Origin of the sequence: Faucicola mancuniensis (assembly GCF_046523945.1) — a bacterium.
Lineage (GTDB): Bacteria > Pseudomonadota > Gammaproteobacteria > Pseudomonadales > Moraxellaceae > Faucicola > Faucicola mancuniensis.
Genome location: NZ_CP171363.1, coordinates 1337063 through 1352408, shown reverse-complemented (window position 1 = coordinate 1352408; position 15346 = coordinate 1337063). Strand labels below are relative to the sequence as shown.

Sequence of the window (15346 nt, the reverse complement as noted above, 5' to 3'; positions counted from 1 at the left end):
TGTAAAAAATGACTTAAGCGTTTATATTTTTTAAGGTATTTTTAGCAAAAATTTATCAAAATTTTGGCGTTTAACTGTTAAAATAAACTATTTTTATTTTGTCAAAAAAAAGGAATTATCATGTCAGCTAACCGCCAAACGACTAATTCGCAAACGATTAACACACAAAACCTTGATTTTCCACATATTTTTACACCGCTTGATTTAGGTTTTACCACGCTCAAAAACCGTATCGTCATGGGGTCAATGCACACAGGGCTTGAAGACCGTTTTTTTAACTATGGCAAACTTGCCAGTTATTTTGCCGAGCGTGCCAAAGGTGGCGTGGCGATGATTATCACAGGCGGTATCGCCCCAAATCGTGAAGGCTGGCTCACCCCTGCTGGCGGTACGCTGAACCAAACGGCTGATGTGATAAACCATCGGCGTTTGACAAAGGCGGTTCATCAGCATGATTGCAAATTGATTTTACAAATTCTACACAGTGGGCGTTATGGTTTTCACCCTTTTGTGGTATCGGCAAGTCCGATAAAATCGCCGATTTCTATGTTTAAACCCAGACAAATGAGCGAAAGTAATATTTTGTCCACCATTGAAGATTTTGCCCATACTGCCAAACTTGCCAAAATGTCAGGTTATGATGGCGTGGAAATCATGGGGTCGGAAGGCTATTTGTTAAACCAATTTTTAAGCCCAAATGCCAATCAACGCACCGATAACTATGGTGGTAGCCTTGAAAACCGTATGCGATTTCCACTTGGCGTTGTCAAAGCCATTCGTGACACGGTCGGTACAGATTTTATCATTACCTTTCGGCTTTCTATGATTGATTTAGTGCCAAATGGCAACACGATGGACGAAGTTATCCAAATCGCCCAAGCCCTAGAAAATGCTGGCGTAAACATCATTAACACAGGCATTGGCTGGCATGAAGCTCGTGTGCCAACCATCGTTACATCTGTGCCAAGAGCAGGGTTTGCCGATTTTACCGCCGAAGTCAAACGTCATGTCAAAATCCCTGTCATGGTCGCCAATCGTATCAATATGCCTGATACTGCCGAAAAATTGTTGGCAAATGAAACGGCAGATTTGGTACAAATGGCACGTCCGTTTTTGGCAGACCCAAACTGGGTAAACAAAGCCGAAACAGGGCAAACCCATCTGATTAACACCTGTATCGCCTGTAACCAAGCCTGCCTTGACCATATTTTTGAAAACAAACGTGCCAGTTGCCTTGTCAATCCGCAAGCCTGTTACGAAACCGAACTGGTGTATAAACCTGTCAAAAAAGCTAAAAAAATCGCTGTCGTGGGGGCAGGTATGGCAGGTTTGTCGGCTTCTACTGTGTTGGCTCAACGTGGACACAATGTTACGCTGTTTGAAGCCCAAGACAAAATCGGTGGTCAGTTTAATTATGCCAAAGTGATTAATGGTAAAGAAGAATTTTTTGAAACCATTCGTTATTTTAACAATTTATTAAAAAAATTAAACATTGATGTTAAATTAAACCACAAAGTCAGCAAAACTGAACTGGAAAATCAAAAATTTGATGATGTGATTATCGCAACAGGCGTAATCCCACGCAAACTTACCATTCAAGGGGCGGATTTGCCCCACGTTATCAGCTATGCTGAACTGTTATCAGGGCAAAAACAAGCTGGGCAAAAAGTCGCTGTTATCGGTGCTGGCGGTATTGGTTTTGACGTGAGTGAATTTTTGACATCAAATCACGCCTGCGACGCAAGTACAATCCAAAACGACAAAGCCCCTACCCCACAAAGCATTACAGATTGGAGAGCGGAATGGGGTGTCGCCCAACAAGCCGATTATGGCAGCGAAGGCGGATTGGCAACGCCAACCAAAATCACGCCAAAACGTGAAGTGTATCTTATGCAACGCAAAAAAGGACGTTTGGGGGCGAATTTAAACAAAACATCAGGTTGGGTACACCGTGCCAGTATCAAAAACCACAACGTCATTCAAATCAACAACATCAACTATGAAAAAATCACCAACGAAGGTATTTGGATAAAAAATGCGGACGGCAATAGTCAGTTATTGAGAGTGGATACCGTTGTGGTGTGTGCAGGGCAAGAGTCGGTGAATGACTTAATGCCTGATGTCAGCGATAATTTGACCGCCCAATATCATCTGATTGGTGGGGCAAAACTGGCAGGCGAGCTTGATGCCAAACGTGCCATTCGTGAAGGGGCAGAAATTGGGGCGATGTTGTAGATTGTTGTAACTAATAATTCTTTAACTTTCGTGAACTGTGGTTAAATCATATTTTAACGCATCAAAACAAATATTCATCGCAAAGCCCCGATATTGCAAAAACCGCAATTGACGGGCTTTTTCTTTGGGGTCGGTGGGGATACTGTCGCCATATTTTCGCACACGAGCTTCTACCGCTTGGGCAAGCCAATCCACTTCATAATCATTGTTACCAACATCGTTATCATCATCTTGAAAATTTTCTTCAATATCATTTAAGATTAAATCATTAAAAAAATCGTTGTGGTCTGCTATCCACGTATTGATTTGACTGGCTGATGAAATAGTGGTTAGCCCATGTTTTTTTAGGGTTTGAAAAATGCGAATCGTGCCATGTTTTTTGCCGATACTGTCTTTGATAAGGGCTGATGTCATGCGTTCATCGGATTGATAACCTTCGTTGGCAAATTCAATCAGTAACGCTTCCACCGCTTCGCTGTCGCAGTCTTTGGCAAGAAGTTTTTCTCGCAGTTCTTTTTGAGAATGTTCTCGCCTGCCAAGATAATAAAACGCCAACCACCGCATATAGCTTTCGCCTTTGATTTTGGCGTGGTAGGCTTGGCGTTCTTCGTCCATCATGAGTTGATTTTCAATATTTTTTAATAAATCATTCATATTTGTTAAATCATTCTCAACTCATGGGTGGCTTAAGGTGTGTTCACAGATTGTTTTATCACTTGTGCAGGTGGTTCAGCAGGGACGACTTGAGTATGTGGCTCAAGTTGATATATTGTGGGTCGTTCGCTTGTGTTTTGTTTTGTAAGGCTTTGACAACCTGTCAAACCTAATGTTATCAAGCTGACAACAAGTAATGCAGTGCGTTGATACATAGCGATACCTTAATAATTTTTAACATTAATTAAAATAACTATTTAATTAAAATGATTATTTAATAATTCCTGGCGTTGGATTATCCAAAATCATCTGCGTTTGTTTGGCACGAAATTCGCTGACTTGTTTGGCAAGGTTTTCATCACTGATGGCAAGCATTTGCACCGCCAACAGCCCTGCATTAAACGCCCCTGCCGTACCGATGGCAAGCGTTCCCACCGCCACGCCTTTTGGCATTTGCACGATGGACAACAGGCTATCCCAACCGCTTAACATAGACGATTTGACAGGCACGCCAAGCACAGGCAAATCCGTTTGGCTCGCACACATTCCCGGTAAGTGAGCCGCTCCGCCTGCCCCTGCGATAATGACGTTTAAACCACGAGATTTTGCACTTTTAGCATAGTCAAATAGGCGGTCTGGCGTGCGGTGGGCGGACACCACTTCACATTCAAACGGTACGCCAAAATCAGCAAGCATTTGGGCGGTGTGTTGCATGGTTTCCCAGTCGGATTGACTGCCCATGATGATGCCGACTTTTGGTGAGCCTTGTGGCGAGACGATTGGGGGTGGTAGTTGGTTGGACATGATAAATCCTTATAATTTAATTTTTAAGTTGACGTCCTCCCCTCCCTAAAGTGAGGGGATTCCTCCTGCGAGCGTATCACGTCCGATACGGAGAATATTCAATGCTGAGTTTATATCTCTATCATGAAATGTACCACATTCCATACATTGCCATTCTCTTATTCCTAAATCTGCTCTGCCTTTCGGACTATTGTCTGAAATTTTCAAACAACACGAACACATTTGGGTGGTATATTTTTCATCAACTTCTTCTAACCATACTCCTGCGTTCTCGCTTTTGTACCGAAGCATAGTTTTAAATGCACTAAAACTTGTGTCTAAAACAGACTTCGCCATTTTTGTTTTAACAAGTTTACTAGCATTTAAGTTGCCGATGATTATCATTGCATTGTTTTTGATAAGTTCACTACTTGCTTTATGTAAATAGTCTTTTCGACTGTTTGCAATTTTTGCATGAAGTTTACGAACTTGTTTTTTCTTATTGGCTCGTTGTGCCTTTGCCAATTTTTGTTGGTATTGTTTATAGTATTTTGGGTTAGTGATTTTTGTTCCGTCTGAACAAGTTGCTAAATCTTTTAGTCCTAAATCAATACCGATGGATTTTGTGCTTTTAGTTTGGATTTTTTCTGTTTCAATGACTATACACACATACCAATGATTACGGCTATCTTGGACAAAACAACCTGTTTTTACTTGATATTTTGATAATCTGTAACTATCCCATAGTTTAAAAATGTGTTTGCCATAACTTATCCAACCATCACTATATTTTATTGCGACTTTTTTAAAGGGAATCCAACCTAAACTTTTACGGCTTGATTTAGGATTAGATACTCGCCATTGTAATTTTGTTTTTTTAAATTGTTTTCTGCGTAATACATATTCTTCTGTAATGGCTTGTACGGTTTGACTATGTAAATCACATTCTTTTGATGTGCCTTTGGTATATGGGGCTATATCGTAAGCGGATAGGAATTTGTTTTTTTGTTTTAAATACTTGTAACTCAAGTCATTAACGTAGTTCCATACGAAATTAACTTGCTTAGCTAATTTGGTCAGTACTTTAGCGTGTTTGTCTTTTATACGGAACTTGAGTGTTTTCATGGGTTTAAGTATAATTGGATTTTTCTATTTTACACTTGGTCTAATTATATGTCAAACGATTTAAGACGTGGTAGGCACGTTGTTTACAATCTTCATGTGCATTTGGTCTTTGTGGCTAAATACCGCAGAAAAGTATTCACTAAAGAGATTTTAGATGATATGCAGGTTATCTTTGAAGAAGTTTGTTCAAAGTTTGAGGCTGAACTAGTTGAGTTCGATGGTGAATGCGACCATGTGCATTTATTGGTGGTTTATCCGCCTAAAGTGGCTATTTCTAGTTTGGTGAATAGCTTGAAAGGCGTGTCTAGTCGATTACTCCGTAAGAAAGGGTATCCGTCCATCAAAGAGCAGTTATGGGGTGGTGCGTTGTGGTCGCCTAGTTATTTTGCAGGTAGTTGTGGCGGTGCTCCAATTGAGATTGTCCGCCAGTACATTGGACAGCAAAATACACCGCACTAAACAACGTCCATGCGTAAGCATGATTGCTTAAGTTGCCTTATATCCATCGCCTGAAGTCGGTGGTTTTACGGCAATGGAGGATAAAAATTGGTAATAAATGAACTGTATAATACGGCTTCAATTACCCCAAAATTATCTAAACCAAGATGGTCTAGCCACATTAACAACGCCATTGATAATAGGTAACTGATAATTAGACAAGTGATAAATGGTTTTAATGAAACGGTTTGATTTTGCATTATTTTCTCAATTCACCACATATTTTGCCGTATTTGGGCGAATGTCTTTGTCAAACTTTTGCTCACTTAACATTGACAACTGCGTTTCAATCGTATCACACATCATACACAGTGGCAAATGATTTTCTGACAAACCAAACGGCTGACTAATCTCATCAACAATCTCATTTAACGCCATAAAACAATAACCAATAAACGCCACCACAATCGGCGTAACCCAGCCAATCGTATTACCAAGCCCAAACGGCAACATAAAACAGTACAAATACACCGTCCGATGCAGTAGCACAAAATACGCAAACGGCACAGGCGTATTATAAATGCGTTCGCACCCTGCTTGAATTTGGGCGATTTGCCCGATACTATTGTCTATGCTTTGCCATTGTAAATCATTGATTTGGTTGTTTTTTTGCCAAACACTTGCCATCTCACCCATTTTTTGCGTTAAAAGCAACGCAGTAAATGGCTTGCCAAAAAGTTGCGATTGTTGATTTTTATCAAGCAGTCTTTTTAGCGTTTCTTGATTGTCTTCATCACGCAGTTGATGGCGTAAACAGTGCATATGCGTCATCACTAGGCGGATAAAGGCTTGTTTGTCGGCGAATTCAACATTTGGCAAATTTAATACTTGGCGTGCGATGTTGCGAGTTTGCCAAACCAAACTGCCCCAAAGTTTTCGCCCTTCCCAGAATCTATCATAAGCAGCGTTATTACAAAAGCCGTGGAAAATCGCCAACGACACGCCAAGCAAGGCAAAAATAGACGGATTAAGCGGAATGGGATTTTCGGCAATATGCGTTTGGTAATAGTAAATCGCTGACGAGAAAATAAACATTATCGTCTGCGGAATGATTAGGCGTTTAAAATACGAGCCTTGCATGATAAACAAAAGTTTAATTGGCTCAATCGATCTTTTAATCATTTTTTATCACTTTTTGTCATGTTCTCAAAATATGTCAAAAATGCTCAAATTGCACAAAATTGTCATTAGATAGCATAGGATTTTCGGTATCAAACTGATAAGCCGTCAGAAACCCATCTCGCCCTGCCGAATAATCCACGCACACCACGCCTGCCGTATCGTCCGAACTTTCTGCCAATATCATTGGCGTACCGTTTAACCAATAATGCCCAATAAAAATTGGCTTATGATGACGAAACGCAAAATCCACTATACCGCTCATAGCATCCATCGGAATGCTCACCAAATCTGACTTGCTCGCCCTTGCAATCTGATGAATCGGCTGATGACTTAAGTTTTTGAGCCACCATTCCACACGCACATTGTGGCGTTTGTTTTGCTCTTTATCAAAAAAATGCACGCCATCAGGCAATGGCACTTCCACGCCTTTTAACACACGTTCTAATGCATTGTACTCGTCCGTCCCCTTATAAGACGTAAGTTGTAGCCCATGTTCGGTCATTTGGTTTTTATCGGTTAAAAGCGGTTTTAACACACTCATAGACTTTTCGTCCCAGCACGCATGAACAAAACACGCATTATCAAGCTCAAGCCACAACGGTAATTCATACAGACGTTTTAACCAAAATTTGTGCAAATCCGAACCAAAACCCACTTCGTCCAAAAATTCTTGATGTTGCTTGGTATGCACGTCATTATGCTTGCGTAAATATGCTAAATGTTCTTGATTATTTTCTCGTTTATCAAGTGTGGCAAACGCCAACGCATTGTATTCATGATTACCCATGACGGCTAGGGCTTGAGAATTATCAAGCATATTAAACACAATGTTTAGCGTATCTAATTGTTTTGCACCCCTATCCACAAAATCACCGATAAAAATCGCCTTGTGATTGGGCGGTGCTTGAAAAAATTTGCCGTTGTCTTGATAACCGAGTTTGTTTAACAAGCCGATAAGTTTATCCGCCTGTCCGTGAATATCACCAATAATGTCGTAAATCATGTAAAAACCTAAGTTTAAAATTTTGGGTGCATTAACGCATTGAAAAAATGTGGCACAATGCTTGGCTCAATCACGATTGTAACCAACATACCGACAATACCACCGACCAAATGGGCGGTATGATTGATATTAAACTGATTTTTACCGTCCAAATAAATCACATAACCTGTATACAAAATCGCAAACAAAATCGCAGGCATGGGAATAAAAAAGAACCACAAAATACTCCAAGGCTGAAATAACACAAACGCAAAAATCACCGCAGACACACCGCCTGACGCACCCAAGGACGCAAAATTGCGGTTATTTTTGTATTTGACATAATCAGGAATGGACGACACCACAATCGCAAGCAAATAAAACAACAAAAAGCCAATCACGCCCAATTTTTGATTATAAAACTTTTGCATACCTTGTCCAAACGAAAACAAGGTAATCATATTAAAAAACAGATGAAAACCATCTTTGTGAATAAAACCGTGCGTCAAAAATCTGTCCACCTGTCCTTTTTTGATGGCTGGTGGATAAAAAATCAGCCTGTCCATCAACTTTGGCGACTGCCACGCCAACAAGCTCACCGCCACCGTTACCGCTATAATTATCAATGTCATCATAATCATCTACACTTTGTCAAATTGCTTAAAAATTTTGTAAAAACTGTTGTTAAAAACGTTATTAAAGCTGTTGTTAAAAATTGGGTTTAAAAACGCCTAATATACCGAAAATTTCAAAAAAAGGGCGGATTTTTTTAGTATTTATGTAAATTTGATAAATAATCAATAAAAATCATTAAGTTACAGAAAAATTTGTTGAGTTTTTTGGCAAGTTTTTGGCTTTTTTAGCAAAAAGATATCTTTTTATCGGCAAAAAACTGCCTTTAACTGCTTAAATTTACACAATGATTACGTTTTGGTTACTTTTTATAATTGCGAAAGATATAAATTTAGTTTAATTTATGCACACATATCAAAACTTTATGACATTTTATTATCAAAGATTTTAAAAAATCTTAACAAACTGTCAAAACCTCCATTTTAACGAAACAAAGTTGGGGATTTCCATGAACTTAATTGAACATTTAACCCGTACCATAACGCCTATTTTATTAGGCAACCATACGGACACCACTGGCAACTATACATCACTACTTGAAAAAGTATATGCCATTTTTATCGCACGTTTGGCAGATAACCAATCTTACAGCGTGTTTGGCGATGCCGCCATTGAGAAAGAAGACGTAACTTTCCTTGACCGCTTGTTACCAAATTCATTGCACCGTAGCAACATGGTACAAGAGCTGTCAAAACACTACAGCGTATCAGAAGACGAAACCCAAACTTTGGTAAGCCGTGCCGCTCCACTTGTGTTAAATGAATTGCGTGGTTTGTCTGGCACAATGCCACTACCTGCATTTTTGGCAAATAACATCAGCTCAGTTGCAAGCGTTCTACCAACATGGGCGTATGCCTTTATTCCAGCTGGCATTTTGACAGCCTTGAACATCAGCCCAGCACAAGCAACGACCAACACAACAGCTCATACAGCAAACACTCGTGTTGAAGAAAACCTTGTCGCCACACCAAAACCTGAAGAAACCAGCGGTTTGCCAAAATGGTTATTGCCATTAATCGCTTTGTTAATCTTGGGTGGTTTAGCAGCGATGTTGTTAAAAGGCTGTGGCAAAGACAACGAAGCCCCACGTATCCAAACCAATGAAGCGGTCGTTGCCCCTGCATCAGTTGCTTCTGCGACACCTGCGTCATTGTTAGCACCAACTTTAGCATTTGCAACAGGTGCGGACGGTGCATTGACATTGGGCGGTTTGGGAACAGTTGGCGATGAAGGCTTAAAATCAAAAATCTTAGGTGCATTTACCAATGTATTTGGTACTGATGCCGAAAAAGCCGTTAGCCTAAATGTAGACCCAACTTATGATGTGAACTTCCCAGCTACTGACAAACTAACTGACGTATTAAACCTTGTTAAAGGCGTACCATCAGCTTCTGTAAAATTTGACGGTAATCACGTGATGGTTGCAACCCCTGATGATGCTGCAACTACCAAATTGATTGACGGTATCAAAGCCTTACTACCTGATTACAACGTGATGGCAGATTCAGCCATGCCAATGGCGACTGCGTCTGCACCTGCGACTGAAGAAGTTGTCATTTCATCAACTGAGCCATCAGTTTACTTTGAAAATGGTCGCTTAAACTTCTACTTTGCCACAGGCAAAGCAGACGTAGCACCACAAGCTGTTGAAAAAGCCAAAGAAATCCTAGAAGCTGCTAAACAAGGAAAAAAACTAGGCGTAAGTGGTTACACCGATAGCACAGGTAACGCAACTGCCAACGAAAAACTGTCTAAAGAACGTGCTCAAGCAGTTCAAAAATTCTTGATTGACAATGGCGTGCCAGAAGCTCAATTAGAACTTATCAAACCAAAAAATACCGTTGGTGCTCAAGGTAAAGAACAAGAAGGTCGCCGTGTAGAAGTTTACATCGTTGACGGCCCTGAAATGATTATCAACACTGAAACTGTTGTCGTACCAGCGAGTACAACTAACTAATGTAAGCCTTTGGTATACAAAAAATCCTGTCAGTTTGGCAGGATTTTTTTATGGATATTTTGGGGTTAGACACTCCAATAAAAAAGCACAAGAAAATCAATTTCTTATGCTTATTTACCAATTTTTTAAAATGCTTGTTTAGAAACGGGTTTTAAATTTTGGTGTATTCGTTGATGTTGGGGCGGACATATTGGCATTCACCGCATTCACATCAATCGCCTCACCCATCACAGGGGCTGGCTGTTGTTGCTGATTGCCACCAAACAATGGTCCGCCACCTTGTCCGCTCATACCTTTGGTTAAACCTTGTACCGCACGCATCATTTTGCTAATACCTGATGGGTCGGACAACATTTTCATCATTTTTGCCATTTGTTTGTGCTGTTTTAGCAAGGCATTGACATCTTGCACCGTTTTGCCAGAGCCATCAGCGATACGGCGTTTACGGCTTGGGTTAATTTTGTCTGGGTTTTGACGTTCAAATGGGGTCATAGAATGGATTAACGCTTCCATTTCTTTGACCTTTTCTTCTGGTTTGGCTTCTTGTACCGCTTTTTGAATATCCGCACCACTCATGCCCGGCATTTTGTCAAGAAAACCTGCCATACCGCCCAAGTTACGCATTTGTTGGAATTGGGTCAATAAATCTTCAAGGTCAAACTCACCGCCTTTTTGGATTTTTTTCGCCATACGTTCGGCTTTTTCACGGTCAATCTTGCTTTCAACTTCTTCAACCAAAGACAACACATCGCCCATACCCAAAATACGCTGTGCGACACGTTCTGGGTGAAATGGCTCAAGTGCGTCCAATTTTTCGCCACGACCCAAAAATTTAATCGGTTTGCCTGTAATCGCACGCACCGATAAGGCTGCACCACCACGAGCATCACCGTCAGTTTTTGTCAAAATCACGCCTGTCAAAGGCAATGCGTCATTAAAGGCTTTTGCTGTGTTGGCAGCGTCTTGCCCTGTCATTGAGTCCACGACAAACAAGGTTTCTGCTGGATTGACGGCGGCAGTCAAGGCTTTGATTTCTTCCATCATGTCGTTGTCAATATGCAAACGACCTGCGGTATCAATAATCAACACATCTTGATATTTTAGCTGGGCTTGGGCGATGGCATGTTTGGCGATGTCAATCGGATTTTCATCTGCAGTTGAAGCCACAAAACTTGCCCCAACTTGCTCGGCAACTTGCTCAAGCTGTTTAATCGCCGCAGGGCGATACACATCTGCTGATACCAGCATGACTTTTTTCTTGTGGCGGTCTTGTAGGTATTTGGCAAGCTTACCTGTGGTCGTGGTTTTACCTGCCCCTTGCAAGCCTGCCATTAGATAAATCACTGGCGGTTTGCCCGTCATTTCAAGCTGTTGATTTTCGCTACCCATCATTTCGGTCAGCTCGTCATACACGATTTTGACGAAAGCTTGCCCCGGTTGTAGCTCTTTTAGCACTTCTTGACCCAACGCCTTGTCTTTAATGCGTGCCACAAAATCACGCACGATTGGCAATGCCACGTCCGCTTCTAACAGTGCCATACGCACTTCACGCAAGGTGTCTTTGATGTTGTCTTCGGTTAATTGTCCTGTGCCTGCGACATTGCGTAGGCTCGTTGATAAGCGTTCAGTTAAAGTTTCAAACATAATATTACTCTTTAAAAAATTTACAATGAAAGTTAAAATCGTATCATTTTAGCACAAAATACATCAGTTTTTAAAATGCTAAAATCAATAAAAAATGCTAAACTAACACATTATTCACCTATTTTGACAAAAAAATGTCTTCTTGTCGCTATTTTATGCTAAATTGACAAAAACTGCTAACAAAATACTGACAAAACTACCAATTATTTTGGTAAAATTACTTTCATTCTTAAATTTTTATAAAATTGGCATTTGGGGAAGTCCTGTGTTTTTATTGCTCGTGTTATCATTGGTTTGTTATGGATTGACGTTGGTCTATCTGTCGTGGGCGTTGGCATGGCAAAAACCCATTCACAAAGGCATTACTTTAAGTTTTTTGCTGGTCGGTCTTGTCGTCCATGCCATCACCCTTTATCCCAAAATCATTACCATTTATGGTTTAAATTTTAATTTATTTAACACCATTTCTTTAACCACGCTGTTTATGATGATGTTTTATTGGGGATTTTGTCTGTATCGTGAGATTTTACCGCTTGGCATTTTGGCAACGCCGTTGGCAATTATCGGCGTGCTAACGGGCTTTTTTGGCAATGCACCGTATCAGCCTTTGACAGGCATGAGCCTATCGCTACAAGGGCATATTATCATTGCGTTGGGGGCGTATTCGGTGCTGTTTATGTCATCAGTGCAAGCGGTGATGTTACGCTTGCAAATTCGTGAGTTAAAACACCGCTCTATGAACCGTCTTTGGGTCGCAAAACTGCCTTCTTTACAACAAATGGAAAATCTGTTGTTTGATATGATAACAGTGGGCTTTGTGCTGTTGTCGCTGTCGCTTGGGCTTGGTTTTATGGATACGACCGATTTATTGGGGCAACATTTAGCCCACAAAACCGTATTTAGCGTGCTGTCGTGGCTGGTTTTTGGGGCGTTGTTATTTGGGCATTACAAATATGGTTGGCGGGGTGTCAAAGCAAGCAACATGGCGATTTATGGGGTGATTTTGCTTGGTATTGCCTTTATTGGAACAAAATTTGTGTTAGAAATTATCTTAAAATAAGCTGATTGATAAAAAATAAAAAACCAAACCCAAAAAATTGTAAGTTTGGTTTTTATTTAAACAAATTTAGTAAACAAATTTAGCTGTAAGATATCCTAGCGTTATTTACAGTATTTAGGATAAAATACTGCAAATGAACATACATAAAAACACCAGACTGCTACCGTTTGAAAGAGAAGCTATTTGGATAGCCTATCATCAAAACAAACAAAGCGTAACATCACTTGCTGAAGAATACAAAGTATCAAGACCAACAATCTACAAGGTATTGAAACTTGCTAGAGTGAAGTTACTAAAACCACAAACCAGTGTCAATAATCGCTTTAAACAAGCGAAATTTGGTATTAAACGCTTAGCTAAAGTTGAAAAGAGTATACAAGACAAACTCAAAAAACAAGCCAAGCGTTATAATAAATCCTATCCTGGTGAGATGGTACACGTAGATACAAAACGCCTACCACTGCTCAAAGGACAAAATAGCAACAGCCCTAGAGAATATCTGTTTGTTGCCATTGATGATTATTCTCGTGAACTGTATGCTTGTATTATGCCAGACAAAACAGCTTTTAGTGCGGCTAAGTTTCTGACAGAACAAGTTATTAAACCTTGCCCTTATACGATTGAGGTGATTTATTCTGACAATGGCACAGAATATAAAGGCACAAAAGACCATGAATTTGTCAAAGCCTGTTATAATAACAACATCAATCAGAAATTCACCAAAGTTGCCAAACCACAAACCAATGGTAAAGCAGAACGAGTAATACGTACGCTCATGGAAATGTGGCATGAACAATGTGAATTTACAGGTAGTGAACATAGAAAGCAAGAATTAACAAGATTTCTTAATTTCTATAATACCGTTAAACCCCATTCATCTTTAACTAAAAAAGATGATATTACTGGCAAAACTCAAACCTTTACTCCTTATGAGTGGTTGGAGTTTTATTTTAAACAAAGTGTAAATAACGCTTGAGGTTCTTACAATTTAGCCTTGCAATGTTTGTTTTACCAATTTTGATAAAATCGCAGGGTCGGCACGTCCTGTCGTCTGGGCTTTTAACGCATTCATCACGCTACCCATCTGTTGCATACCTGTCGCCCCTTGTTTGGCGATTTCGGCATTTACCAACGCCACGATTTCATCTTCGCTCATCGCCTGTGGCAAAAATTCGCCAATCACATCAATTTCAAACTGCTCTTTTTGAGCCAAATCTTCACGCCCATTGGCGGTAAAAATCGCCAGCGATTCTTGGCGTTGTTTGGTTTGTTTTTGCAAAATCTCAAGTACGCCATTGTCATCAAGGGTAATTTGACGGTCAATTTCAATCTGTTTAATCACTGCTTGCACATTACGCAAGACTTTAACCGTTTCTAATTCACGGGCTTTCATGGCGGTTTTGATTTTTTCGCTTAGGTTGTCTTTTAAACTGGACATTTTTTTATTCCTTCAATGTTGTTAAAAATTAGTTAAAAAATTTTAAAAATATAAAAAAAGCCACTTAAAAAAAGCGGCTTTTGGTTTTACTATTTTTAGATTGCCAAGCAACCAGATCAATTAGTAAAGACGTGTGGTGCGGATAGACTCACGAGATACTTTCTTTTTGTAACGTTTTACCGCGGCTGCTTTTTTACGTTTACGTTCTTGGGTTGGCTTTTCGTAAAATTCGTGTTTGCGAACATCTGCTAAAATACCTGCTTTTTCGCAAGCACGTTTAAAACGGCGGATTGCGATATCTACTGGTTCGTTTTCTTTTACCTTAACTGATGGCATTTAAGACTCCTTAAGTCTATAAAATAATTGGGCAAGGACACATTAATCTGGCTGTATAGTTAGTTATTAGCCTTGCACGCCCATGCACGACATCAGCTCAGATTAGGATAAAAATAGAGCCACATTCTAGCTGATTTTGTCCTTTAGGTCAATGTTTTTATACAAAATAAACATTTTTAATCATATATTTTAAATATTTTTTTACAAAAACCCTTTTTATATAACGGATTTTAGGTTTATAATATAGCAACAATTGCAATCATTCATTTTCATTTTGCAATTTTGTTTTTTTAGCCAAATTAGCCAACATTTATATTTAAAGGAAAATTATTATGGCAAAATTATCATTTGTGATGGCAAGCGTATTAGCAATGGGCATGGGCTTGACAGCGTGTAGCAAACAAGAAACCGCCCACCACGCCACCGAAGACATCGCCGCTGAACAAGGCGAAATCGCTCGTGCCAACAACCCTGCTCCAGCCGCCAAAGAGCCAGCAACTCCAGTTGCCACACCTGCACCAGCGTCAGCAACTGCAACTGCTTCTACAGCGACAACCGAAACGGCAACTGCCACAGCAACCGCTTCTGCACCTGCGACCCAAACTGCAACCGCAACTGCTAGCGATGCAGGCGAAAAATTGTATGGTCAAACTTGTAAAGCCTGTCATGATGCAGGTCTGCTAGGTGCACCAAAACCAGGCGACAAAGAAAACTGGAAACCACGTATCGCACAAGGCAAAGACACACTTTATAAACACGCTATTGAAGGCTTCACTGGCAAAACAGGAGCAATGCCTGCCAAAGGTGGTAGTGCTGCTTCTGATGATGAAGTCAAAGCTGCGGTTGATTATATGGTTGCAAAAAGTAGCTAATTTTGGC

16 protein-coding genes are annotated in these 15346 nt (G+C 40.2%); 6 read left to right on the top strand and 10 right to left on the bottom strand.

The annotated features are described in order from the left end of the window. Nucleotides 1–120 precede the first annotated feature (120 nt). Nucleotides 121–2235, top strand: coding sequence for an FAD-dependent oxidoreductase (locus ACGTJS_RS06645; RefSeq protein ID WP_410473201.1), 2115 nt, complete (start codon nt 121–123; stop codon nt 2233–2235). Nucleotides 2236–2256: 21 nt separating this feature from the next. Here the strand turns inward: ACGTJS_RS06645 and ACGTJS_RS06640 are convergent, their stop codons facing one another. Genes ACGTJS_RS06640 through ACGTJS_RS06625 form a run of 4 tightly spaced genes read right to left on the bottom strand, consistent with a single transcriptional unit; the run spans nt 2257 to nt 4797 of the window. Further along, on the bottom strand, nt 2257–2889 hold the full coding sequence (locus ACGTJS_RS06640; RefSeq protein ID WP_410473200.1) for a regulatory protein RecX: 633 nt from the start codon (nt 2887–2889) through the stop codon (nt 2257–2259). 32 nt (nt 2890–2921) lie between these two features. Beyond that, nucleotides 2922–3104 carry a hypothetical protein gene (locus tag ACGTJS_RS06635; RefSeq protein WP_410473199.1) on the bottom strand — a complete coding sequence of 61 codons (183 nt, stop codon included), beginning with the start codon at nt 3102–3104 and terminating at the stop codon, nt 2922–2924. Nucleotides 3105–3159: 55 nt separating this feature from the next. After that, nucleotides 3160–3693, bottom strand: a complete 534-nt coding sequence (gene purE / locus ACGTJS_RS06630) for a 5-(carboxyamino)imidazole ribonucleotide mutase (protein WP_315040749.1) — start codon at nt 3691–3693, stop codon at nt 3160–3162. 45 nt (nt 3694–3738) lie between these two features. Continuing rightward, complete coding sequence (locus ACGTJS_RS06625) at nt 3739–4797, bottom strand: RNA-guided endonuclease InsQ/TnpB family protein (RefSeq protein ID WP_410473198.1); 1059 nt, start codon at nt 4795–4797, stop codon at nt 3739–3741. 48 nt (nt 4798–4845) lie between these two features. Here ACGTJS_RS06625 and tnpA point away from each other — a divergent pair, with 48 nt between their 5' ends. Next, nucleotides 4846–5256 carry an IS200/IS605 family transposase gene (gene tnpA / locus ACGTJS_RS06620; RefSeq protein ID WP_410473197.1) on the top strand — a complete coding sequence of 137 codons (411 nt, stop codon included), beginning with the start codon at nt 4846–4848 and terminating at the stop codon, nt 5254–5256. 246 nt (nt 5257–5502) lie between these two features. Here tnpA and ACGTJS_RS06615 read toward each other — a convergent pair whose 3' ends face one another. From ACGTJS_RS06615 to ACGTJS_RS06605, 3 genes are read right to left on the bottom strand one after another with little or no spacing between them, the layout of a single operon-like run. Continuing rightward, a complete protein-coding gene (locus tag ACGTJS_RS06615; RefSeq protein ID WP_315043746.1) occupies nt 5503–6417 on the bottom strand; it encodes a bestrophin family protein in 915 nt (304 codons plus the stop codon). Between the two features lie 34 nt (nt 6418–6451). Beyond that, complete coding sequence (locus ACGTJS_RS06610; protein ID WP_410473196.1) at nt 6452–7420, bottom strand: metallophosphoesterase; 969 nt, start codon at nt 7418–7420, stop codon at nt 6452–6454. A gap of 14 nt (nt 7421–7434) precedes the next feature. Further along, nucleotides 7435–8034: a rhomboid family intramembrane serine protease gene (locus ACGTJS_RS06605; protein ID WP_410473195.1), complete on the bottom strand. Its 600-nt coding sequence runs from the start codon at nt 8032–8034 to the stop codon at nt 7435–7437. 446 nt (nt 8035–8480) lie between these two features. On the opposite strand from ACGTJS_RS06605, the gene ACGTJS_RS06600 reads away from it, so the two are divergent. Then, on the top strand, nt 8481–9989 hold the full coding sequence (locus ACGTJS_RS06600; protein ID WP_410473194.1) for an OmpA family protein: 1509 nt from the start codon (nt 8481–8483) through the stop codon (nt 9987–9989). 138 nt (nt 9990–10127) lie between these two features. Here the strand turns inward: ACGTJS_RS06600 and ffh are convergent, their stop codons facing one another. After that, nucleotides 10128–11633 (bottom strand): signal recognition particle protein, encoded by a 1506-nt coding sequence (gene ffh, locus ACGTJS_RS06595; protein WP_410473193.1) that lies wholly within the window; start codon nt 11631–11633, stop codon nt 10128–10130. Between the two features lie 265 nt (nt 11634–11898). Here ffh and ACGTJS_RS06590 point away from each other — a divergent pair, with 265 nt between their 5' ends. Both ACGTJS_RS06590 and ACGTJS_RS06585 read left to right on the top strand, forming a co-directional pair. Beyond that, nucleotides 11899–12693 (top strand): inner membrane protein YpjD, encoded by a 795-nt coding sequence (locus tag ACGTJS_RS06590; RefSeq protein ID WP_410473192.1) that lies wholly within the window; start codon nt 11899–11901, stop codon nt 12691–12693. 133 nt (nt 12694–12826) lie between these two features. Beyond that, nucleotides 12827–13669 carry an integrase core domain-containing protein gene (locus ACGTJS_RS06585; RefSeq protein WP_410472002.1) on the top strand — a complete coding sequence of 281 codons (843 nt, stop codon included), beginning with the start codon at nt 12827–12829 and terminating at the stop codon, nt 13667–13669. A gap of 12 nt (nt 13670–13681) precedes the next feature. Here the strand turns inward: ACGTJS_RS06585 and ACGTJS_RS06580 are convergent, their stop codons facing one another. Then, on the bottom strand, nt 13682–14131 hold the full coding sequence (locus ACGTJS_RS06580) for a GatB/YqeY domain-containing protein (RefSeq protein WP_410473191.1): 450 nt from the start codon (nt 14129–14131) through the stop codon (nt 13682–13684). Between the two features lie 120 nt (nt 14132–14251). After that, complete coding sequence (gene rpsU / locus ACGTJS_RS06575; protein ID WP_315042029.1) at nt 14252–14467, bottom strand: 30S ribosomal protein S21; 216 nt, start codon at nt 14465–14467, stop codon at nt 14252–14254. Between the two features lie 332 nt (nt 14468–14799). Here rpsU and ACGTJS_RS06570 point away from each other — a divergent pair, with 332 nt between their 5' ends. After that, complete coding sequence (locus tag ACGTJS_RS06570) at nt 14800–15339, top strand: c-type cytochrome (protein WP_410473190.1); 540 nt, start codon at nt 14800–14802, stop codon at nt 15337–15339. The last annotated feature ends 7 nt before the right edge of the window (nt 15340–15346 follow it).

Bases quoted from the DNA above. Each gene is read 5' to 3' on its own strand.
- ACGTJS_RS06645 (WP_410473201.1), top strand. From the start codon at position 121: ATGTCAGCTAACCGCCAAACGACTAATTCGCAAACGATTAACACACAA.
- ACGTJS_RS06640 (WP_410473200.1), bottom strand. From the start codon at position 2,889: ATGAATGATTTATTAAAAAATATTGAAAATCAACTCATGATGGACGAA.
- ACGTJS_RS06635 (WP_410473199.1), bottom strand. From the start codon at position 3,104: ATGTATCAACGCACTGCATTACTTGTTGTCAGCTTGATAACATTAGGT.
- purE (WP_315040749.1), bottom strand. From the start codon at position 3,693: ATGTCCAACCAACTACCACCCCCAATCGTCTCGCCACAAGGCTCACCA.
- ACGTJS_RS06625 (WP_410473198.1), bottom strand. From the start codon at position 4,797: ATGAAAACACTCAAGTTCCGTATAAAAGACAAACACGCTAAAGTACTG.
- tnpA (WP_410473197.1), top strand. From the start codon at position 4,846: ATGTCAAACGATTTAAGACGTGGTAGGCACGTTGTTTACAATCTTCAT.
- ACGTJS_RS06615 (WP_315043746.1), bottom strand. From the start codon at position 6,417: ATGATTAAAAGATCGATTGAGCCAATTAAACTTTTGTTTATCATGCAA.
- ACGTJS_RS06610 (WP_410473196.1), bottom strand. From the start codon at position 7,420: ATGATTTACGACATTATTGGTGATATTCACGGACAGGCGGATAAACTT.
- ACGTJS_RS06605 (WP_410473195.1), bottom strand. From the start codon at position 8,034: ATGATGACATTGATAATTATAGCGGTAACGGTGGCGGTGAGCTTGTTG.
- ACGTJS_RS06600 (WP_410473194.1), top strand. From the start codon at position 8,481: ATGAACTTAATTGAACATTTAACCCGTACCATAACGCCTATTTTATTA.
- ffh (WP_410473193.1), bottom strand. From the start codon at position 11,633: ATGTTTGAAACTTTAACTGAACGCTTATCAACGAGCCTACGCAATGTC.
- ACGTJS_RS06585 (WP_410472002.1), top strand. From the start codon at position 12,827: ATGAACATACATAAAAACACCAGACTGCTACCGTTTGAAAGAGAAGCT.
- ACGTJS_RS06580 (WP_410473191.1), bottom strand. From the start codon at position 14,131: ATGTCCAGTTTAAAAGACAACCTAAGCGAAAAAATCAAAACCGCCATG.
- rpsU (WP_315042029.1), bottom strand. From the start codon at position 14,467: ATGCCATCAGTTAAGGTAAAAGAAAACGAACCAGTAGATATCGCAATC.
- ACGTJS_RS06570 (WP_410473190.1), top strand. From the start codon at position 14,800: ATGGCAAAATTATCATTTGTGATGGCAAGCGTATTAGCAATGGGCATG.